The 18,693-nt window shown below is 47.3% G+C and carries 16 protein-coding genes; 3 read left to right on the top strand and 13 right to left on the bottom strand.

Features of this window, described 5'->3' with window-relative positions; all coding sequences use genetic code 11:
- Window positions 1-191: 191 nt before the first annotated feature.
- The 5 genes from MHI38_RS16890 to rpoE form a co-directional block, all read right to left on the bottom strand.
- A complete protein-coding gene (locus tag MHI38_RS16890; RefSeq protein WP_090924862.1) occupies window positions 192-1,445 on the bottom strand; it encodes a UDP-N-acetylglucosamine 1-carboxyvinyltransferase in 1,254 nt (417 codons plus the stop codon).
- Between the two features lie 147 nt (window positions 1,446-1,592).
- On the bottom strand, window positions 1,593-2,447 hold the full coding sequence (fba, locus tag MHI38_RS16885) for a class II fructose-1,6-bisphosphate aldolase (protein ID WP_056698160.1): 855 nt from the start codon (window positions 2,445-2,447) through the stop codon (window positions 1,593-1,595).
- Window positions 2,448-2,706: 259 nt separating this feature from the next.
- Window positions 2,707-3,093, bottom strand: a complete 387-nt coding sequence (locus MHI38_RS16880; protein ID WP_090924863.1) for a response regulator — start codon at window positions 3,091-3,093, stop codon at window positions 2,707-2,709.
- A 227-nt stretch (window positions 3,094-3,320) separates the two neighbouring features.
- Window positions 3,321-4,925 (bottom strand): CTP synthase, encoded by a 1,605-nt coding sequence (locus MHI38_RS16875; protein WP_090924864.1) that lies wholly within the window; start codon window positions 4,923-4,925, stop codon window positions 3,321-3,323.
- Between the two features lie 495 nt (window positions 4,926-5,420).
- Window positions 5,421-5,993, bottom strand: a complete 573-nt coding sequence (gene rpoE / locus MHI38_RS16870; protein ID WP_154892127.1) for a DNA-directed RNA polymerase subunit delta — start codon at window positions 5,991-5,993, stop codon at window positions 5,421-5,423.
- Between the two features lie 480 nt (window positions 5,994-6,473).
- Here rpoE and MHI38_RS16865 point away from each other — a divergent pair, with 480 nt between their 5' ends.
- Window positions 6,474-7,628: a S8 family peptidase gene (locus MHI38_RS16865; RefSeq protein ID WP_154892128.1), complete on the top strand. Its 1,155-nt coding sequence runs from the start codon at window positions 6,474-6,476 to the stop codon at window positions 7,626-7,628.
- A 369-nt stretch (window positions 7,629-7,997) separates the two neighbouring features.
- On the opposite strand, the gene argS is transcribed toward MHI38_RS16865, so the two are convergent.
- From argS to MHI38_RS16835, 6 genes are all read right to left on the bottom strand, one after another.
- Window positions 7,998-9,677, bottom strand: coding sequence for an arginine--tRNA ligase (argS, locus tag MHI38_RS16860; RefSeq protein ID WP_090924868.1), 1,680 nt, complete (start codon window positions 9,675-9,677; stop codon window positions 7,998-8,000).
- Window positions 9,674-10,099 carry a DUF1934 domain-containing protein gene (locus MHI38_RS16855; RefSeq protein ID WP_154892129.1) on the bottom strand — a complete coding sequence of 142 codons (426 nt, stop codon included), beginning with the start codon at window positions 10,097-10,099 and terminating at the stop codon, window positions 9,674-9,676. Before MHI38_RS16855 ends, argS begins: the two co-directional genes overlap by 4 nt.
- A 404-nt stretch (window positions 10,100-10,503) precedes the next feature.
- Window positions 10,504-10,809, bottom strand: coding sequence for a DUF6171 family protein (locus tag MHI38_RS16850; protein WP_221790080.1), 306 nt, complete (start codon window positions 10,807-10,809; stop codon window positions 10,504-10,506).
- 3 nt (window positions 10,810-10,812) lie between these two features.
- Window positions 10,813-12,294 carry an alpha-L-arabinofuranosidase C-terminal domain-containing protein gene (locus MHI38_RS16845; RefSeq protein WP_154892130.1) on the bottom strand — a complete coding sequence of 494 codons (1,482 nt, stop codon included), beginning with the start codon at window positions 12,292-12,294 and terminating at the stop codon, window positions 10,813-10,815.
- A 215-nt stretch (window positions 12,295-12,509) separates the two neighbouring features.
- A complete protein-coding gene (locus MHI38_RS16840) occupies window positions 12,510-13,712 on the bottom strand; it encodes a WD40/YVTN/BNR-like repeat-containing protein (protein WP_154892131.1) in 1,203 nt (400 codons plus the stop codon).
- Between the two features lie 176 nt (window positions 13,713-13,888).
- Window positions 13,889-14,140, bottom strand: a complete 252-nt coding sequence (locus tag MHI38_RS16835; RefSeq protein WP_154892132.1) for a hypothetical protein — start codon at window positions 14,138-14,140, stop codon at window positions 13,889-13,891.
- A 124-nt stretch (window positions 14,141-14,264) separates the two neighbouring features.
- On the opposite strand from MHI38_RS16835, the gene MHI38_RS16830 reads away from it, so the two are divergent.
- Complete coding sequence (locus MHI38_RS16830; protein ID WP_261769680.1) at window positions 14,265-14,396, top strand: hypothetical protein; 132 nt, start codon at window positions 14,265-14,267, stop codon at window positions 14,394-14,396.
- A gap of 238 nt (window positions 14,397-14,634) precedes the next feature.
- Here MHI38_RS16830 and speB read toward each other — a convergent pair whose 3' ends face one another.
- The gene (gene speB / locus MHI38_RS16825; RefSeq protein WP_090924873.1) at window positions 14,635-15,504 is read right to left on the bottom strand and encodes an agmatinase; all 870 of its coding nucleotides are present in this window, start codon (window positions 15,502-15,504) and stop codon (window positions 14,635-14,637) included.
- Between the two features lie 13 nt (window positions 15,505-15,517).
- On the bottom strand, window positions 15,518-16,345 hold the full coding sequence (gene speE / locus MHI38_RS16820) for a polyamine aminopropyltransferase (protein WP_154892133.1): 828 nt from the start codon (window positions 16,343-16,345) through the stop codon (window positions 15,518-15,520).
- Between the two features lie 259 nt (window positions 16,346-16,604).
- Between speE and MHI38_RS16815 the strand changes: the two genes are divergently transcribed.
- A complete protein-coding gene (locus tag MHI38_RS16815) occupies window positions 16,605-18,683 on the top strand; it encodes a PBP1A family penicillin-binding protein (protein ID WP_154892134.1) in 2,079 nt (692 codons plus the stop codon).
- Window positions 18,684-18,693 lie beyond the last annotated feature (10 nt).

The raw sequence follows: 18,693 nt of genomic DNA, 5'->3' as shown, positions 1-18,693 counted from the left end.
GTTCTAAAGCCTTATGATGTTTATTTCAAAAAAAGACCCTCCGAAACGAGAACCTGTTACAGTTCATCATATCCGGAAGAGAATACAAAATCTATTAGAATAGTATACCCTATTCTACTATAGGTTATGCAGCACCGCTACAAAACACGCTTCAAGCGGGAATATTTGCGATGCTGCGCCTTAATCAATACCTATTCGGTTTCCCGCCACACGTCTGCACCAAGCAAACGTAGGTTGGTCACCAAATGATCGTAACCACGATCAATAAACTCAACTCCCGTCACCTCAGTAACTCCTTCACTGACGGTAAGTCCCGCGATGACTAGTGCTGCACCAGCACGAAGATCCGACGCTTTTACTTTAGCCGCATTCAGTGCACTGCCTTCAATAATGGCTGATCGGCCTTCCACACGGATTTTGGCGCCCATACGAACCAGTTCAGGCACATGTTTGAACCGATTGCTGTATACAAAGTCACTCAGTACACTTACACCGTTCGCTTGTGTTAATACACTGGTCATTGGGGACTGCAGGTCGGTAGGGAATCCTGGATATACCAGCGCCTTTACATCAACATGACTGTACTGCGGCTGTCCAATAACCCGAATACTTTCGTCCAGCTCCTCGATACCCACTCCCATCTCCAGCAACTTGGCCGTTAAAGCCTCCAGATGTTTGGGAATGACATTATCAATGAGTACATCTCCGCGCGTGGCCGCCGCAGCGATCATATACGTGCCCGCTTGAATCCGATCCGGAATAATGGAGTGACGGCAACCCTTAAGCTCCGAGACCCCTTCGATTCGAATCGTTTCTGTACCTGCACCTTTGATGCTGGCACCCATAGAATTCAAAAGTGTTGCTACATCTATAATCTCAGGCTCTTTAGCCGCATTTTCAATAATTGTAGAGCCTTTGGCACGAGTGGCCGCCAGCATAATGTTGATGGTTGCACCAACACTGCTTACATCAAGATATATTTTAGCTCCGCGTAGCTCTTTGGCATACAAATGGATAGAGCCATGTTCATTCGTCACGGTTGCGCCAAGCGCTTCAAACCCTTTGATGTGTTGATCAATTGGACGAGGTTCAAAATTACAACCTCCGGGCAAACCTATTGTTGCTTCTTTAAAACGTCCAAGCAGTGCTCCCATCATATAATAAGAAGCACGAAGTTTCTTCACAGGACCGTTTGGCATCGGAATGGATTTAATATCAGAAGGATCAATTTTCATCTGACTACCTTCCCAAGTCACACGCGCCCCAAGTTCCTCCAAAATTTCTGCATATACGGCCACGTCACTGAGTAATGGCAAGTTATCCAACACGACCTCTGACTCGGCAAGCAATGCTGCAGGAATAAGCGCAATGGCGCTGTTTTTGGCACCGCTTATAGTTACAGTTCCCTGTAACGGACGTCCGCCACTAATCATTAATTTTTCCATAAAGCTTAATGTCCCCCTACGTGTTTTGCAGCCGATGAACGGCAATACGTGCTGATGGCTAACGATGTAGAAATAAGGTGTGAAAATGGAAAGACACCGGCTAGGCGGTGTTCTTCCATTTCACAGTATGGAACTTTTAAAGATAAATTACGCTTTGTTGTTGGAACCAAACTCACGGATTTTACCTTTAACAGTTTCTTTGATTGCATCACGGCCTGGTACGATGAACGTACGTGGATCGTAAGCGTTTGGTTTTGCTGCAAGCACTTCACGAACTGCTTTTGTGAACGAGATTTGGTTCTCTGTGTTCACGTTGATTTTGGAAGTACCCAAAGAGATTGCTTTATCGATATCGTGCTTAGGAATACCTGTACCACCGTGCAATACGAGTGGAACTTGTACCGCGTCACGAACTTCTTCCATTTCTTTGAAGCCGAGGTTTGGCTCGCCTTGGTAAGGACCGTGAACGGAACCCAGAGCTGGTGCCAAAGTATCGATACCTGTTTCTTTAACGATGCGGATACATTCGTTCAAGTCAGCGTATTGAATACCACCGATAACGTCGTCTTCTTGTCCGCCTACAGTACCAACTTCAGCTTCTACAGAAACGCCTTTAGCGTGTGCGTATTCAACGACTTTTTTAGTCATTTCGATGTTCTCATCGATGGAGTGATGGGAACCGTCGATCATAACGGATGTAAAGCCAGCATCGATTGCTTCTTTACATTTGTCGAAGCTTGAACCGTGATCCAGATGGATTGCAACTGGTACGGAAATTTTCATGTCAATCAAGAGTCCTTCTACCATTTTAACTACAGTAGTAAAGCCGCCCATGTGACGTGCTGCACCTTCGGATACGCCCAGAATTACTGGGGATTTCTCTTCTTCAGCAGCAGTAAGAATCGCTTGAGTCCACTCAAGGTTGTTGATGTTGTATTGACCAACTGCATATTTTCCTTCAAGTGCTTTGTTCAACATGTCTGTCATAGATACTAATGGCATGGTTTCAATCCTCCTAGGGGTTTGGGTTGTGTCTATGGTTTTTAGCCGAAATCACATACGGGCTTATTATACCACATCCCATGTCAAATACTAAACAAGCTTTTGCAAAAATGCTGTGCTTTGCAGCACAGTTTTCACAGACACGGCATGATGGCGTTACCATTTCCAATATTCCCTACACTAACAGGTGAAATACTCCATTTTCTCATGATTACATGTGGTTGGTGGTTGACGCAAAAAAATCCTGTATCGACAGGATTTAGCTGCATTTGTTCGCAGCGCCATTGCGAAGTTGCATATTAACGGCCACACGCATCTCATCAATATCAAACGGTTTCGTAAAATGCATGAGCGCGCCAAGATCGGTAGCTTCCTTGATCATGTCAAGTTCTCCATACGCCGTCATCATAATAACCTTGATATCAGGGTCAATCTCCTTGATATGCTTCAGTATTTCAAGCCCGTCCATCCCCGGAATTTTCATGTCCAGCAGAACGAGATCCGGCTTGTCCTTATTGACGATTTCGAGCGCAATCTTGCCGTTTGCCGCCTGAAATGTGTTATACCCTTCGCTGCTGAACACTTCCATCAGTAGAATACGAATACCGTTTTGGTCATCGACAATCAGAACTTTTTTCTCTTCCACGCTGTAACCTCCTAGAATTAGGAAAGCATATACACATTACATCTGGATAACTATCCCATAGTCGTCATGATAAGTATTCTACCTCTTCCAGTAAAATCCTTCTATTATCTCAAATTGACAAAGGGTAAATCAATCTACATCTTTATTAAAAAGAAAAGGACGTTTCCGCGCTATAATAGCAGCCAGAAACATCCTCATAATACTAGGGTTTTCAATGATTCAATTTATTATTTCTCCGCGTTCTCCAGAGAAGCTTTCACAAACTCACGGAACAATGGTTGCGGACGGTTCGGACGGGAAGTGAATTCCGGATGGAACTGTACTGCCAAGAACCAAGGGTGTCCAGGAAGTTCCACAATCTCAACCAGGCGTCCATCCGGTGATGTACCGGAAATAACAAGACCTGCTTTTTCAATCGCTTCACGGTATTCGTTGTTAAACTCGTACCGGTGACGGTGTCTTTCGTATACCAACTCATCGTCGTAACATGACATCGCCAAAGAACCTTCCTGCAGCTTACAAGGGTACAGACCAAGACGCATCGTACCGCCCAGATTTTCAATATCTTTTTGCTCAGGCAGCAGGTCAATTACCGGGAACTCGGTAGCCGGGTTAATCTCCGAACTGTTTGCTCCGTTCAAACCAACGATAGAGCGTGCATATTCAATGACAGAAACCTGCATACCCAGGCAAATTCCGAAGAACGGAATATTTTTTTCACGGGCATAACGAATTGCCGATACTTTGCCTTCAATACCGCGATCACCGAAGCCACCAGGAACAAGAATACCACCAATACCATGCAACATGTCGCCTACATTCTCATCGGTAATATCTTCAGAAGGAACCCAGCGGATCTTCACGTCCGCATTGGATGCAAACCCTGCATGTGACAGGGACTCTACAACACTCAGGTACGCATCATGCAATGCCACATATTTACCAACGATTGCAATCTCGACCGTACGCTCCAGCTTGCTGATCCGGTTCACCAGACCTTCCCACTCGCTCATATCCGGTGCAGGAGTAGTCAGTTTCAGATGGTTAACCACGATTTCATCCAGACCCTCTTCACGAAGGTTAAGTGGTACTTCATACAACGTGCTTGCATCACGGCATTCAACGACTGCATTCTCGTCAATATCACAGAAAAGTGCGATTTTGGCCTTCATGTCCTTGGACAGCTCATATTCCGTACGACAAACGATAACGTTTGGTTGGATACCAATGCTACGCAATTCCTTCACACTGTGTTGTGTCGGTTTTGTTTTGACTTCACCCGCTGCTTTGATATATGGAATCAGTGTAACGTGAATGTACATCACGTTGTCACGACCTACATCACTCTTGATCTGACGAATCGCTTCCAGGAATGGCAAACTCTCGATGTCACCCACCGTTCCGCCAATCTCGGTAATAACAACATCCGAACCCGCTTCACGTCCAGCGCGGAATACACGCTCTTTGATCTCGTTTGTGATATGTGGAATGACTTGAACTGTACCGCCCAGATACTCTCCGCGACGCTCTTTGCTGATTACAGAAGAGTACACTTTACCTGTCGTGACATTGCTGTTTTTGGAAAGGTTGATGTCGATAAAACGTTCGTAGTGGCCAAGGTCCAGGTCCGTCTCTGCGCCATCATCCGTTACGAATACCTCACCATGTTGATAAGGACTCATGGTTCCCGGGTCAATGTTGATGTATGGATCGAATTTTTGGATTGTTACTTTGAGTCCTCTGTTCTTCAGCAATCTGCCCAGCGAGGCTGCTGTAATCCCTTTGCCCAGGGAGGACACAACTCCGCCCGTCACGAAAATATACTTTGTCACTGTTATTACCCTCCTAATATAAGTACAGAAATTCAGGCGATATATGGTGTTATCGTAACCCGTTTCCCAGGTAATCATCGTTAAAAAGAGCAATGGCAGAAATTAACTGCATCTGCGAACTGCCCTTTCCAGCGAAGACGGCTTTAACTAACACATCATTCCTGGCAAAAAATAATGCAAACTTTCCGGGAGCCTTCATCCACGCTTGTCCCACTACAAACCTCGTCGGTAGTTCCATTTTCTTTGTTTGAACATACAAAAAAACAGGCCGAAAAGGTTTGGCCGGAAGCAGTCGGAAAAGTAATCGTTTGGCATCATTCTGCCTCTAAAAATACAAAAAGAAAGTACTCCCGCAGGACGGGGCACTTTCTCTAAAAAAACATAAATATATTGTCGCTCATTCATAAGCCCATGCAATAGTTTACCCGTTACCCCGTCTGCTGTCAAGGCTGACTATCGGGGAAAAAACGGGCAATTTTTCGTCAGCAAAAAGGATTACCGATTATCGGAATCGTCGTCAAATTCATCCTCGTCTTCGGACTCTTCTTCGTCTTCTTCGAGGTCTTCGTCTTCCAAATCGTCATCTTCAACCAGCACTTCTTCTTCACTGTCTTCTTCATCAAAGATGTCATCATCATCGTCATCTTCGTCTTCATCTTCGTCTTGATCATCATCTGTGCTGTCGAAGTCTTCGTCACTGTTGTAGCTGTCGTCCTCTTCACCGAAGTCTTCGTCTTCCAGATCATCATCTTCATCGTTGATGATACGCGGACGCTTCGCACCCGTCATGGAATCTTCCGATCCAACAACCGGATACCAGCGTTTCAATCCCCAAAGACTCGTACCGACGCAAGCAAAACGGCCATCGATATTAATTTCGGTATACAGCTGGGCGATATACTCGTTGATCTCTTCATCTGTCATTCCGCGCTGTTTCGCTACCTCATTCATCAAATCCCGGTAGTAATACGGCGTGTTTGCCGCTTTCAGCACCATAAAGGCCAGATCCACCAAAGGGATCTCTCTTACCTTTTCTTTATCAATTTTCAAATTGAGCGAGGTACTCACTGAAGACACTTCCTCTCACACATAATTCACTTTATATCCCCTGCAAACTGGATCGTTACGTATAACATATCCATTAACAAACCTAAGTAAAACCTATTTAGCGTTAAAAAGCAAGTTTTTATGTAAGCATGTCCCATATTTACACATCCGTCCTTTGATCCATATCCCGATCTTCTCACTTCGAGAGACAGAATGATAAGGAAGCAATGAATAATATGTACGCTATCTCTATGAACAAAAGCCCAAACCATATGTAAAAGACGGAGTCCCCTCCGCCTTCTGACTGTATACCCTCGTAGGATTGCTCCTCACCAGGTTCCCCGCAAGAGCCCTCTAGCCCTCCATCCATCATATGTACCTGCGCCCGTTTTGACACGGAGAGAATGTGTTTTTATAAAAAAAGGGCAAGTTCCCCATGCGCCGGGATGAGCGCATTCATAGAATACCTCAGCATGTTCATCCCGAAGGGGGCAGCCCATAATGGACTATACCGGTTTATTGCATCAGTTGATTGACGGAATGAGATGCCCCGAACCTGAACACGGGGGACGTTATCTGATTCGATTCGCCAAACCGCAGCAGTACGAGGCCTGTCTCGTTGAATTATCCCGAATGCGCAATGAATTCACCGATCTGGGAGGCGTTCGAACCTCAAGGCTTGCCAGAACTCTCATCGCTCCTGTCCAGAGCCCGGACGTGTTATATCGATACGGGGACGACATTACGTTAGAGGAAGACACTCCTGTCTCGCTGCATTCTACTGCACTCCACAACAAACCCAGCACCCCTCAAGGCATACCCTGGGGTGTGAAGCAAATTCGAGCCCCTAAAGTATGGTCTGTTTCAACAGGACACCGAATCAAAATTGGTGTTATTGATACAGGAGCAGATTACCATCACCCTGATCTACGATACTCCCTTGCCCGTGGCATTAATCTGTTGAACCGAAGCTTGCTTCCCCATGATGACAACGGTCACGGTACCCATATTGCAGGAACCATTGCCGCAGCCAACAGTACCGAAGGCATGATCGGCGTTGCCCCGCGTTCATTAATCTACCCCGTCAAAGCCTTTGATCACAACGGCTCCGCTTATGTCTCGGACATCGTACTCGGCATCGACTGGTGTGTACGCAACAAGGTGGATATTATCAATATGAGTTTCGGTATGAAAACACGAAGTAAATCTTTGCTTGATGTGGTCAACCGTGCATATCAAGCAGGAATCGTCATTGTGGCTTCGTCAGGAAATGACGGCAAGCGCCGCAGCATCGATTATCCTGCTCGATATCCGCAGACCATCTCGGTTGGGGCTACCGACAAAAACAGACGTATTGCTTCATTCAGCAATCGCGGTGCTTATGTGGACGTCTATGCTCCCGGGGACAAAATTGTGTCCTCCTGGGTGCAAGGCAAGCACCATGAGATGAGTGGAACATCCATGGCCACCTCCCATGTGAGCGGCGCAATCGCATTGCTGCTCGCCAAACATCCCGGCTTGTCTCCAGCCGAGATCAAGACGCTTGTGAAGCGCGCGACGGTTCCGCTGCGCGCCCGTAAAAGCACCACCGCGAAGAGTAAAGTCCGCGGTGGCGAGCTAGACGCCCTCAAGCTGATGCAAGAGGGCGGGGGGTGACTTGGCGGCGCATGCTACACGCCGCCAGCACCTGTGCTGCGCAGCAACGGGTGCCGGCCACTGCCGGGCACGCCTTGCGCAGCAGGCAAGAGCGAGAGCAGGCACAACCGAGCCTGCTCTTGAAGCAGTGCCCTGCGGCTGTGCCGATGGCAGGGCACTGCTGGGTGCCGCGGCAGGCGGCAAGCCTGAGCCCTTTACGGGTACTTGGCGAGCATCGCAAGTACCCGTAAAGGCCAGGTGCTGGCCACCGCCAGCCACGGGCACAAAAAAGTCTCCATGCCCGCGCGCGTTAGCAACTGCTCGCGCGGGGCATGGAGACTTTGCCTTCGGCCGAGCGGCAGGAAGCTGCCCGCCGCTTGGCCGAAGGGATTACATTTTGTCTGGTGCGGATACGCCCACCAGACGGAGCGCTGTCGCGATGACGGTGCGAACGGCACCGATCAGCGCCAGGCGCGCCTGGGTCTGCTGCGCGTCTTCGGTAATGACGCGATCAGCCCGGTAGTAACTATGGAACAGGGATGCCAGTTCGTAGACATAACGAATGATGCGATGCGGCGCATAACCTGTAGCCGCTGCAGCGATCTCTTCAGGTAATTCTCCCATTTTACGAAGAAGGTCATACTCGTGCTCGGTAGTCAGCTTGGACAGATCGATCTGTGCCAGTGGCAACAACTCGATACCTTGCTCTTCGGCTTGACGATACACACTGCACACACGCGCATGTGCATATTGTACGTAGAATACCGGATTTTCATTGGATGTCGAAATCGCCAAATCCATGTCAAAGTCCAGATGGGAATCCATGCTACGCATCGTGAAGAAATAACGAATGGCATCAATGCCAACTTCGTCCATCAGGTCTTCCATCGTTACAGCTTTACCTGTACGTTTGGACATTTTTACTTTCTCGCCATTTTGGAACAAGCTAACCATCTGTGCAATCAAAACTACCAGCTTGTCCGGATCGTTGCCCAGCGCTTGCATTGCTGCTTTCATACGCGGAATATAGCCATGGTGATCCGCTCCCCAAATGTTGATCATTGTGTCATAACCACGGGAATATTTATCACGGTGATATGCAATATCCGGCGTCAGGTAGGTGTACGTACCGTCATTTTTGATCAGCACCCGTTCCTTGTCGTCACCATATTGCATCGTTTTCAACCAAGTTGCGCCGTCTTTTTCATAAATCTCGTTGCGGTCACGTAGCTCGTCCAGCACGCGAAGCACTTCACCGTTATCATACAGCGATGTTTCGCTGAACCAGATATCGAAGTTCACACGGAAGCGGTTCAGGTCGCGTTTGATCTTGTCCAGTTCTTTCTCCAGACCATAATCACGGAAGTATGCTGCGCGATCTCCCGGGTGCATAGACAGCAAGCTGTCTCCTTTTTCAGCAACCAGTTCCTTCGCGAAACCTTTAATGTCTTCACCATGGTATCCATCTTCCGGCATTTCAGCTTCTTGACCCAGCTCTTGCAGATAACGCGCTTCAATAGAACGGGCCAGATTAAATACCTGGTTACCCGCATCATTAATGTAATATTCACGAGTTACATCGTAACCTGCGTAATCGAGGATGTTGCACAGGGCATCCCCTACAGCTGCTCCACGGGCATGGCCCAGATGCAGACTGCCTGTCGGGTTGGCGCTGACAAATTCCATCTCCACCTTTTTCCCCGCTCCAACATCAATTCTTCCGTAGTTCTCTCCTTGCTCATGCACCAAGTTAAGCACGGGATAGAGATAACTCTTGTTCAATTTGAAGTTAATGAATCCTGGTCCCGCAATCTCCGCCTTTTCAATTCCGGCTTCTGCAAGATTCAGGTTAGCGATGATTTCCTCGGCAATCTGACGAGGGTTCCGTTTGGCAATCTTGGTCAACTGCATCGCTGCATTGGTAGCCAGATCACCATGGGACTTCTCGCGCGGCACTTCAAGCGTAATAGCTGGAAGCTCTTCCTGTGTTACGATGCCAGCAGCAACAATCGCATTGCCAATGGCTGTACTTACCCGTTCGTTAATCGTATCTAGTGGATTACGTGTCATGAATTTGGTTCCTCCTGTATATGCAAACTAATCGCAAAATGTCCGGCTTCTTCATCAAAGCGGTAAAAGTCGTAGCTCCACGCTGCGCGTGCGCTCAATCCCTGAATGGAAAGTTCCAGCTTCTGTGTATGCGTGGACAGGGTAAACGACATATATGGTGAACGGTAGAAACCTGGAAGCTTTCGGTTTAATTCAAACGTCTGCTCCGACTCCACCTCACCATGACGTATAATCTTGATGGATTGTCCGCCCAGCTTCAATGTTGTACGAGTGATGCCTCCCTCGGGTCCAGCCTGTGGCTCTTCGTAACGAACATACAAGTATGCTCCCTTGACCACAGCTTCTCCTTGCATTTCCTGAAGTACATCTTCCCCTTCATAACGGCTGTGCAGCCGGATCTGAACCGGTCGCATCTTCGACATGAATGTTAACCTCCATTATATTCGAGGCGACGCAAAATCAGGACAGCTGGTGAGAACAGCCCTTCCTGAATGGTTGTGTCGCTATACACGCTCATATTCCGAATAAACTTGCTCTCCTACACTCTACTGTATAACTATATCCAGTTCACCCGCTCAATTCAAATCCAAATTCAGAGTTTTTTTGTTATGACATCAAAAAGGAGAGCTGCACCCGTATCGTGCAGCCCTCCCTTAATTCACATCTATCTCGTTATCTTGCTTCATCATCTGGCTGTCTGACTTCATTCACTTTGCCACTTTGCTTCATTGGGCTTGCTCTCTTACTACATTATAATGAAACGTATCTAGGCAATATAACAACATACTTGTTTACCCAGTTTCAAACATAAAATGATGAACTCTGTTCATGCCCACTGCGATGCATACGGATAGGGACAGGTGGAATCGGCCAGTTTCGCGCGCACTTGTACAAGGCAGCCGCAGTGCCGGCATGTTGTTCCATATTGCAGATCAGGGCAGCCTGAGCAGATCGCAAGGCGACGCTCATACTCCTCATCCTCTACCGTAGTGCGTGAGCGTGAAGCGATCTCCACCAGACGGGCCATTTTGGCATCACTGATATGAATATCATACTGGCTGTCACAACCCTTACAGGGTTCGTTTCTTCCCTCACGGGGCTGCTGTTGGTATTGGTGATTGCTAGGCTTCATACCTTAACCCTGAACAGCGACCACACCAACGGAAGCCGGAGGTAACACAAAACGCAATGTATTATTCTCCAAAACAAGCCCTTCCCAAGCTACAAGTTTCACCTGATCTGGCTGTTCAAACGTATTAAATGCCCCAAAGTCAGTGTTATGGAGCAACTGTCCCGATACGCTTGCCGCTTGACCTGCCTCCAGTTGCACGACTACTTCAAGCTCATCCGTATGACTGAGATTACATCCTGTCACATGAATAACTCCATCTTTGTTCCGTGATGCAGACAGACTAAGTTGCGGAATCGTCTCCTCACCAAATGTATACCCCGGGCTCTCATAACTGAGATCTAGACGCTGTGCATCCATATGGACCTGATACATATCGAACACATGGTACGTCGGCGTCAGGATCATTTTATCCCCTTCAGTAAACACAAGCGATTGAAGTACATTAACGATCTGAGCCAGATTCGCCATATGCACCCGTTTGTTATGCTGATTGAAGATGTTCAGGTTCACCGCCGCAAGTACTGCATCCCGCATGGTATTCTGCTGGTATAGAAAACCCGGATTGGTTCCTGGTTCAACGTTGTACCATGTCCCCCACTCATCTACGATAATGCCTACTCGGCCTTCCGGATCATATTTGTCCATGATCTCGGAGTGCTTTACAAGTAATTCATCCATAAACAGCGTTTTTTTCAATGTAGTGAACCATTCAGCCTCTCCAAAACCGGTAGCATTCCCTTTATCTTCCCATACACCTGTCGGAATCGTGTAATAATGAAGGCTAATGCCATCCATGAAACGGGCTGCTTCTCTCATCAACACTTCCATCCACTCATAGTTGCTGTCATTCGGTCCACAAGCAATTTTGTAAATCTGATTTTCTGAATAATTACGTACATATGTAGCGTAACGACGATATTCATCCGCATAATACTCTGGACGCATGTTGCCACCGCAGCCCCAGTTCTCATTGCCGACGCCAAAATACTTCAGCTTCCACGGTTCTTCCCGGCCGTTCTGCTTCCGCCAGTTCGCCATAGGAGACTCACCATCAAACGTAATGTACTCTACCCACTCCTGCATTTCCTGCACGGTTCCACTGCCTAGGTTGCCGCTGATATAAGGTTCTGCCCCCAGCAGTTCACACAGCCTCATGAATTCATGTGTACCAAAATGGTTATTCTCTTCCACGCCACCCCAGTGGGTATTAATCATGCGTGCACGTTCACTTTTTGGCCCTACACCATCCTTCCAGTGATATTCATCAGCAAAACAACCACCTGGCCAGCGAAGCACAGGAATGTTCAGCTTCTGAAGTGCCGCAAGTACATCGTTCCGAATACCTTCTGTATTTGGAATAGGTGAATCTTCACCCACCCAGAGGCCTTCATAAATACAACGTCCCAAATGCTCGGAAAAGTGACCATATATATTGCGATTTATTAATCCTTTATCTGAATCAGTCTTTAAAATAACATTAACCATTATTTCAACCTCCTTGAAATATGTTGTCAACGCTTACAATAACCTGTTTCGAGACAGGTTTCAACCCTTTTGTTTCCTGAAAAAAAAGCCCTTTTCCATATCAAATCTCAGGAAAAGGGCTCATTATGAGGTTACATCATTTAAATTCAATTAAAAATACACATAGATCGTTTTCACTATGAATTAGCTAATATATTAATTCATTATATAATTTATTAATTCTGTTCTGAGCGAAATAAAATTTTTGCTGACCAGGTTATTCCACCATCTGTTGTTGCATAAACGGCAGGTGCGTTCGTACTTGTCACAACAAGCCAGCCGATCTTGGTTGTAGGGAACGAGATACGGGAGCTATAGCCTTGAGCTTTCAGATCAATGTTTTTCCACGTGGAACCTCCATCAAAGGAACGCCCAATTCCAACCTTGTCTGCCGCTGGCGATCCAGCAGAGAGATAAGCGGTCTTTTTACCAATCAGTGCCATGTTGCCTGGATGTCCACCGGGATTAGCCGGTCCGGTTCCTTTGCCATCTTGATTGGCACCGGGGGCCGGCCCTGCGCCTGCTGTCGATTGAGTGAAAACCTGCCTCCAGCTCTCTCCTTGATCACCACTCGCATACAGGGAGTAGGATTGCTGGGACATGCCTGCATCTCCATATAGGATAGCCCATACCTGAGATCCATTTGCATACAGGTCTGCTCCGTTCCACGTACCGGATTTCACCTGAAGAGCTGTATTCCAGCTCTTGCCTCCATTACTTGTCTTCTCGATCTTATAGCCTGTCCCGGGTACAACTACAACAGCATACCCCAGCTTATCTGTAATAAATGTAGCGGCTCTAGTGTTGGCTGGTGTAGTTATTTTACTCCATGTCATACCGCCATTCGCAGTTCGATATGCTCCGTTATAGGTGTATCCATAGCCCGTATTTTTATCCCCGAAATCAATCCGCTTGAACGGCGGAACACCTGGTGTACTCAGTCTTTTCCAGTGTGAACCCCCATCGTCCGTACGTATGAGATATGTTGTAGAAGAATCTTTCGTTCCTGCAAGTGCATAGCCGTTAACATTGTTCGGAAAGTTCAACTGTTTGAACTGCCACTGCCCGGTATATATGGATTGCCAGGTACACCCTGCATTGGAGGTACCGATCAGAAACCCTTGACCTGCAGCTCGTCCAGTGTTTGGAGTCAAAAAGTCGATATCCGTGAATTGCAATTGCTGTTCTTCCACGCCACTGCCTTTTTTTAGTTCCGACGATAGCCCATGATCTCCTGTGCCGCATGTTACGGTTGAAGGTGCTGCGCTAGCATCAGGTAATGTATGAGCCTGTCCCATTCCCCATAATAGTGTAAGCACTAGAGTTATCGCGCTTGCTCGTTTCCATGTCTTGGTGTTCTTGGTTGTCTTGATTCTCATTGGTAACACCTCCTTCTATCGTTTTACCCCAAATCGCGCATCATAACGTAACAATTCGGGTGAAAGCAGATGACAATTTTGCAAGATAAAAAACAAAAACCACCTTTACCCATGATGGAGTTCATCTGGTTAAAGGTGGTTTGCAATACGTTATGTGTCTCTGTCTCCATTAATTCTTATGACAATGAATAAGACTGAATAGCCATCATAACAAAACTGATACTTAGGATCAGACATAAAGCGAAAGAGATTTTACTGGATTTATATTCCCTGATGGAATAAGCACCAAATAACATTGCCAGATTTACAAGCATAAAGCTGAAATTAGAATAACCTGTCATGGCTACAACCAGTTGAATAATAAATATGGTTGTAATGGTAACAAACCATTTGGGGAACATACTCAAATGTGCTCGAATGGCATACATATAATCTCCACCTCACTTCTATAGAGTAATAGGAACGTATGTGCTATAATTAGAGGTATGGACTTATGATTGAGTGTGGATGTTTTATGATCACGGCGTTGCTGTCCGAAAGGGGGTGACGTCGATGGTCAAACTTGTGGCGTTGCTTGATGTAATCCGGTGGATTGCTGCGATCCTCAGCATTGTGCTGAGTGGACGAAGGCTTTACCTTTGGTTGCGTAAAAAGTTTCGTAACAAGCAAAAACCCACCTCATAAGGTTGATCGCCTGACGGTGGGTTTTGCTTGAATAGCATTATTTAATTCTTGCACGCCGTGGCAATCCACAGCCTTTCGGGTCCTAAGAGTCATTACCGTTGGCGCGGTAATGGCTCTTTATTTAGTATATGGTTGAACCCGCAGATCCTATACTTCACGACCACAATATATTAATTAAATATATTACTAACACTTCTGTTTCCAGTATAACATAGCTTGAAACAGAAGTTAAGTTCACTTACTTCACGAATCCAAGCAGCATTTCACGAATCAACTTGGCAGCTACGATCTGTGTCTGTTGTGTCGGATCATAGATTGGTGCTACTTCCACCAAGTCACAGCCAACAACGTTCACATCCGATCCAGCAATCATATGAACCGCTTCAAGCAGTTCTTTGGATGTGATTCCGCCAGCTTCTGCTGTTCCAGTTCCTGGTGCAGCAGACGGATCAAGCACGTCGATGTCGATCGTTACATAAACTGGACGGTTGCCCATTTTCGGAAGAGCTTCCTTCATTGGAGCCGCTACTTCAAACGGGTAGAAGTTAATGTTCTCACGACCATACTGGAATTCCTCGCGGGAGCCGGAACGGATACCGAATTGATAAATATTTTGACCGCCCATCAGTTCAGCAGCTTTACGCACAGGTGTGGAGTGAGACAGAGGCTCGCCTTCATAGTGTTCACGAAGGTCTGCGTGTGCATCAATGTGGATCAGGATCAGATCCGGGTATTTCTTGTACATCTGTTGAATCACGGGCCATGTCACCAGATGCTCGCCGCCCAGGCCAATCGGGAACTTGTCATCTGCCAGCAGGTTGCCGATGTACTCATGGATAACCTCAAGGCTGCGTCCCGCGTTGCCGAACGGCAAAAGCAGGTCTCCCGCATCAAAATAAGTCATATCCACGATACTTTTATCCAGATACGGGCTGTACTCTTCAAGTCCAACCGATGCCTGACGGATATGAGCCGGGCCGAAACGGGAACCCGGACGGAAGCTGACGGTGTAGTCCATCGGCATACCGTAGATGACCGCTTTCGAATTTTCATAATCCTCAGAGCTGCAAATAAATACGTTTCCTGAATAAGCTTGATCCAGTTTCATCTTCATTTCCCCTTTATTTCGTTAAATCTTCCACGAATTTTGGAAGTACAAATGCCGCTTTGTGCAGACGCGGAGAGTAATACTTCGTATCCATCTCCGGAATTTGAGCCTCGTCTACCTCAAGTGGATCATGCTTTTTGCTGCCCATGGTAAATGTCCATAGACCACTTGGGTAGGTTGGAATATTACAGCCGTACACATGTACGATCGGGAAGATTTCTTTGACATCTTTGTTCACCTTCTGGATCAGATCCGCCTTAAACCAAGGGTTGTCCGTCTGGGCAACGAAGATCCCGTCTTCTTTGAGTGCTTCATAGATCCCCTGATAGAAACCACGCTCGAAGAGCGGAGCAGCTGGGCCTACAGGTTCTGTTGAGTCTACGATAATAACATCGTACTCATCTTTATGTTCAATGATATGCATGTAACCATCGTTAACGAGCACTTCAACGTTCGGCTCATCAAGCTTGCCGGCGATTTCAGGTAAATACATTTTGGAATATTCGATCACTTTACCGTCAATTTCGACGAGAACTGCTTTTTCTACAGCCGCATGTTTGATGACTTCACGGATTACACCGCCGTCACCGCCGCCAACCACCAGCACTTTTTTCGGATTTGGGTGAGTGTTCAAGGCCGGATGTGCCGCCATTTCATGATATACAAACTCGTCCTTAACCGTCGTCATCACCATGCCGTCCAGTACAAGCATATTGCCGAATTCTTCGGTTTCAACCATCGCGAGATCCTGAAAATCCGTTTGCTCCGTGACGTAAGTCTGCTTAATCTTAGCGGTAATGCCGAACACAGGGGTCTGCTTCTCTGTAAACCACAATTCCATGATCGCTACCTTCTTTCCGTAAAAGTAATGAGTGATCATTTTAAAATGCATAATCACTGGTCTGTTCGTCCACACATGCTTTAGTATGTTGTGCCGAACCCTACCTTTTCATTACCCTTTTGCATTATACGCGATAGACGATTCAACTGTAAAACGGTTTTCAGGCCAAAATTGGCCAGAATTTGTTCACTTCGCAGCCCAATTGAATATCCCGGTTATTCCAGTCCCATACTGGAAAGAAAAGAGAGGAGCCCGTTCCATGAACAAGCCAAGTGTTAAGACCCGCAAACGCGGGTTCCGTGCACTCCAATTCATCAAATATCTATCCATACTTATGGCGCTCGGCCTGATTGCCACAGCTGCTATTCTGGTATATCTATACGCCACCAGCCTTCCCCTGGCTGACTCGGATCGCAACTCCAGACTACTAGATAGCCAGGGCGAGGTGATTGCCACATTTTCCGCTGGCGGCAAGGATTCGATTCCCGTTCAACTTCAGGATATTACCCCTGATTTGGTGAACGCTACACTAGCCGTAGAGGATCGTAAATTCAGGCAGCATTTCGGATTCGACATTCAGGGCATGGGACGAGCTGTCCTTGTCAACATCCAGCACATGCGAATGTCTCAGGGAGCCAGTACGCTAACACAGCAGCTTGCGCGTAACCTCTACCTATCCCATGAGAAAACCTGGACACGCAAAGCCAAGGAAGCAATGTATACCGCTCAGCTTGAGATGAAATACAGCAAAGATGAAATTTTACAGATGTACTTAAATGAAATCTATTATGGTCACGGTGCCTACGGCATTGAGGCAGCTGCGCAGATGTATTTTGGCAAATCCGCAAAGAAACTTGATCTGGCGGAGAGCGCTATGCTTGCGGGTATTCCGAAGGGACCGACTTATTATTCCCCCTACAATCATATGAAAAATGCCAAGGATCGACAGAAGATTGTGCTGAAAGCCATGATTGAAACGGGTAAAATTACGCAAAAACAAGCGGACTCCGCCTACGAAGAAATGCTGAACTTCAAACCCGAGGGCGAGCGCAAGACGGTGGAGAACGCACCGTATTTCCGCGACTACATTCGAAGTCTTGCAGTGAAGGAGCTTGGCATCAGCGAAGCGATGCTGGATCACGGCGGGCTGAACATCTACACGACACTGGATTTACGAGTGCAGAAGGCTGCGGAAATGGCGGTTGTCAAAGGTATGGATGCGAAAAGCGAGCTGGAGACCGCACTCGTGTCGATTGACCCGCGCACCGGTTACATTAAAGCGATGGTTGGTGGCAAAAATTATCGTACCAATCAGATCAACCATGTGCTGACAACAACACGCCAGCCGGGATCAGCCTTTAAGCCGATTATGTATCTCGCTGCTCTCGAATCGAAGCAGCTTACCAGTGCATCTATTTTCAACAGCCAGCCTACCTTGTTCCATTACGATAATGACCGCAAAACGTACAAACCCGGCAACTTCGGCGATAAATATTTAGGTGAGATTGATCTTCGCCAAGCCATCGCTGCATCTGATAACATCTACGCGGTCAACACGATTATGAAGATCAGTCCAGAACAAGTCGTAAACATGGCTCAAAAGCTCGGTATTACAAGCAAGCTGAGTCCTGTCCCTTCTCTTGCACTGGGTACTTCACCTGTCAGTCCGCTGGAGATGGCCTCCGCCTTCTCCGTTATTGCTGCTGGAGGACAACGGACACCACCCGTAGCTATTTTACAAGTGACGGATGCGGCAGGGCGTGTGTTGTATGAATCTCCGCAGACCAAAGCAGACACCGTGGTGGAACCGGCAGCAGCCTACGTACTGACACGTCTGATGGAGAGTGTTTTTGAGAACGGAGGCACAGGCAATCGGGTATCTGCCACCATCAAACGTCCGGTGGCTGGCAAAACAGGAACAACCAATACGGATGCCTGGTTGGTTGGATTCACCCCAGAGCTGTCCACCGCTGTATGGGTGGGCTATGATCAGGGCAAAGCGATCTCGACATCCGATGGCCGACGCGCAGCCCCGATCTTTGCTCAGTTTACGGAACAAGCCCTTGCAAGTGTCCCCCCAAAAATCTTCTCTGTACCTGATCAGGTCGTGAGTGTCTACATTAACCCGGAAACCGGAAAACTCGCTGGTAACGGCTGCGAAGAGAAACGGCTGGAAGTGTTTATTCAGGGAACGGAGCCGACTGAAGTCTGCCGTGGCGAGACGGAGCCACTGGACAATCCTCAGGACGATAAGGCGCGCGAAGCACAGAACCAAAAAGGGGTACAGGAGCAGAAGCGTTCTTGGTGGAGTGATTTCAAACGCTGGTGGGTAGAATGACAGAATGACG

Source organism: Paenibacillus sp. FSL K6-1558, assembly GCF_038002565.1.
Classification (GTDB): Bacteria; Bacillota; Bacilli; order Paenibacillales; family Paenibacillaceae; genus Paenibacillus; species Paenibacillus polysaccharolyticus.
Note: the sequence above shows the minus strand (reverse complement) of the source record. Positions and strands in the feature narration are given on the sequence as shown.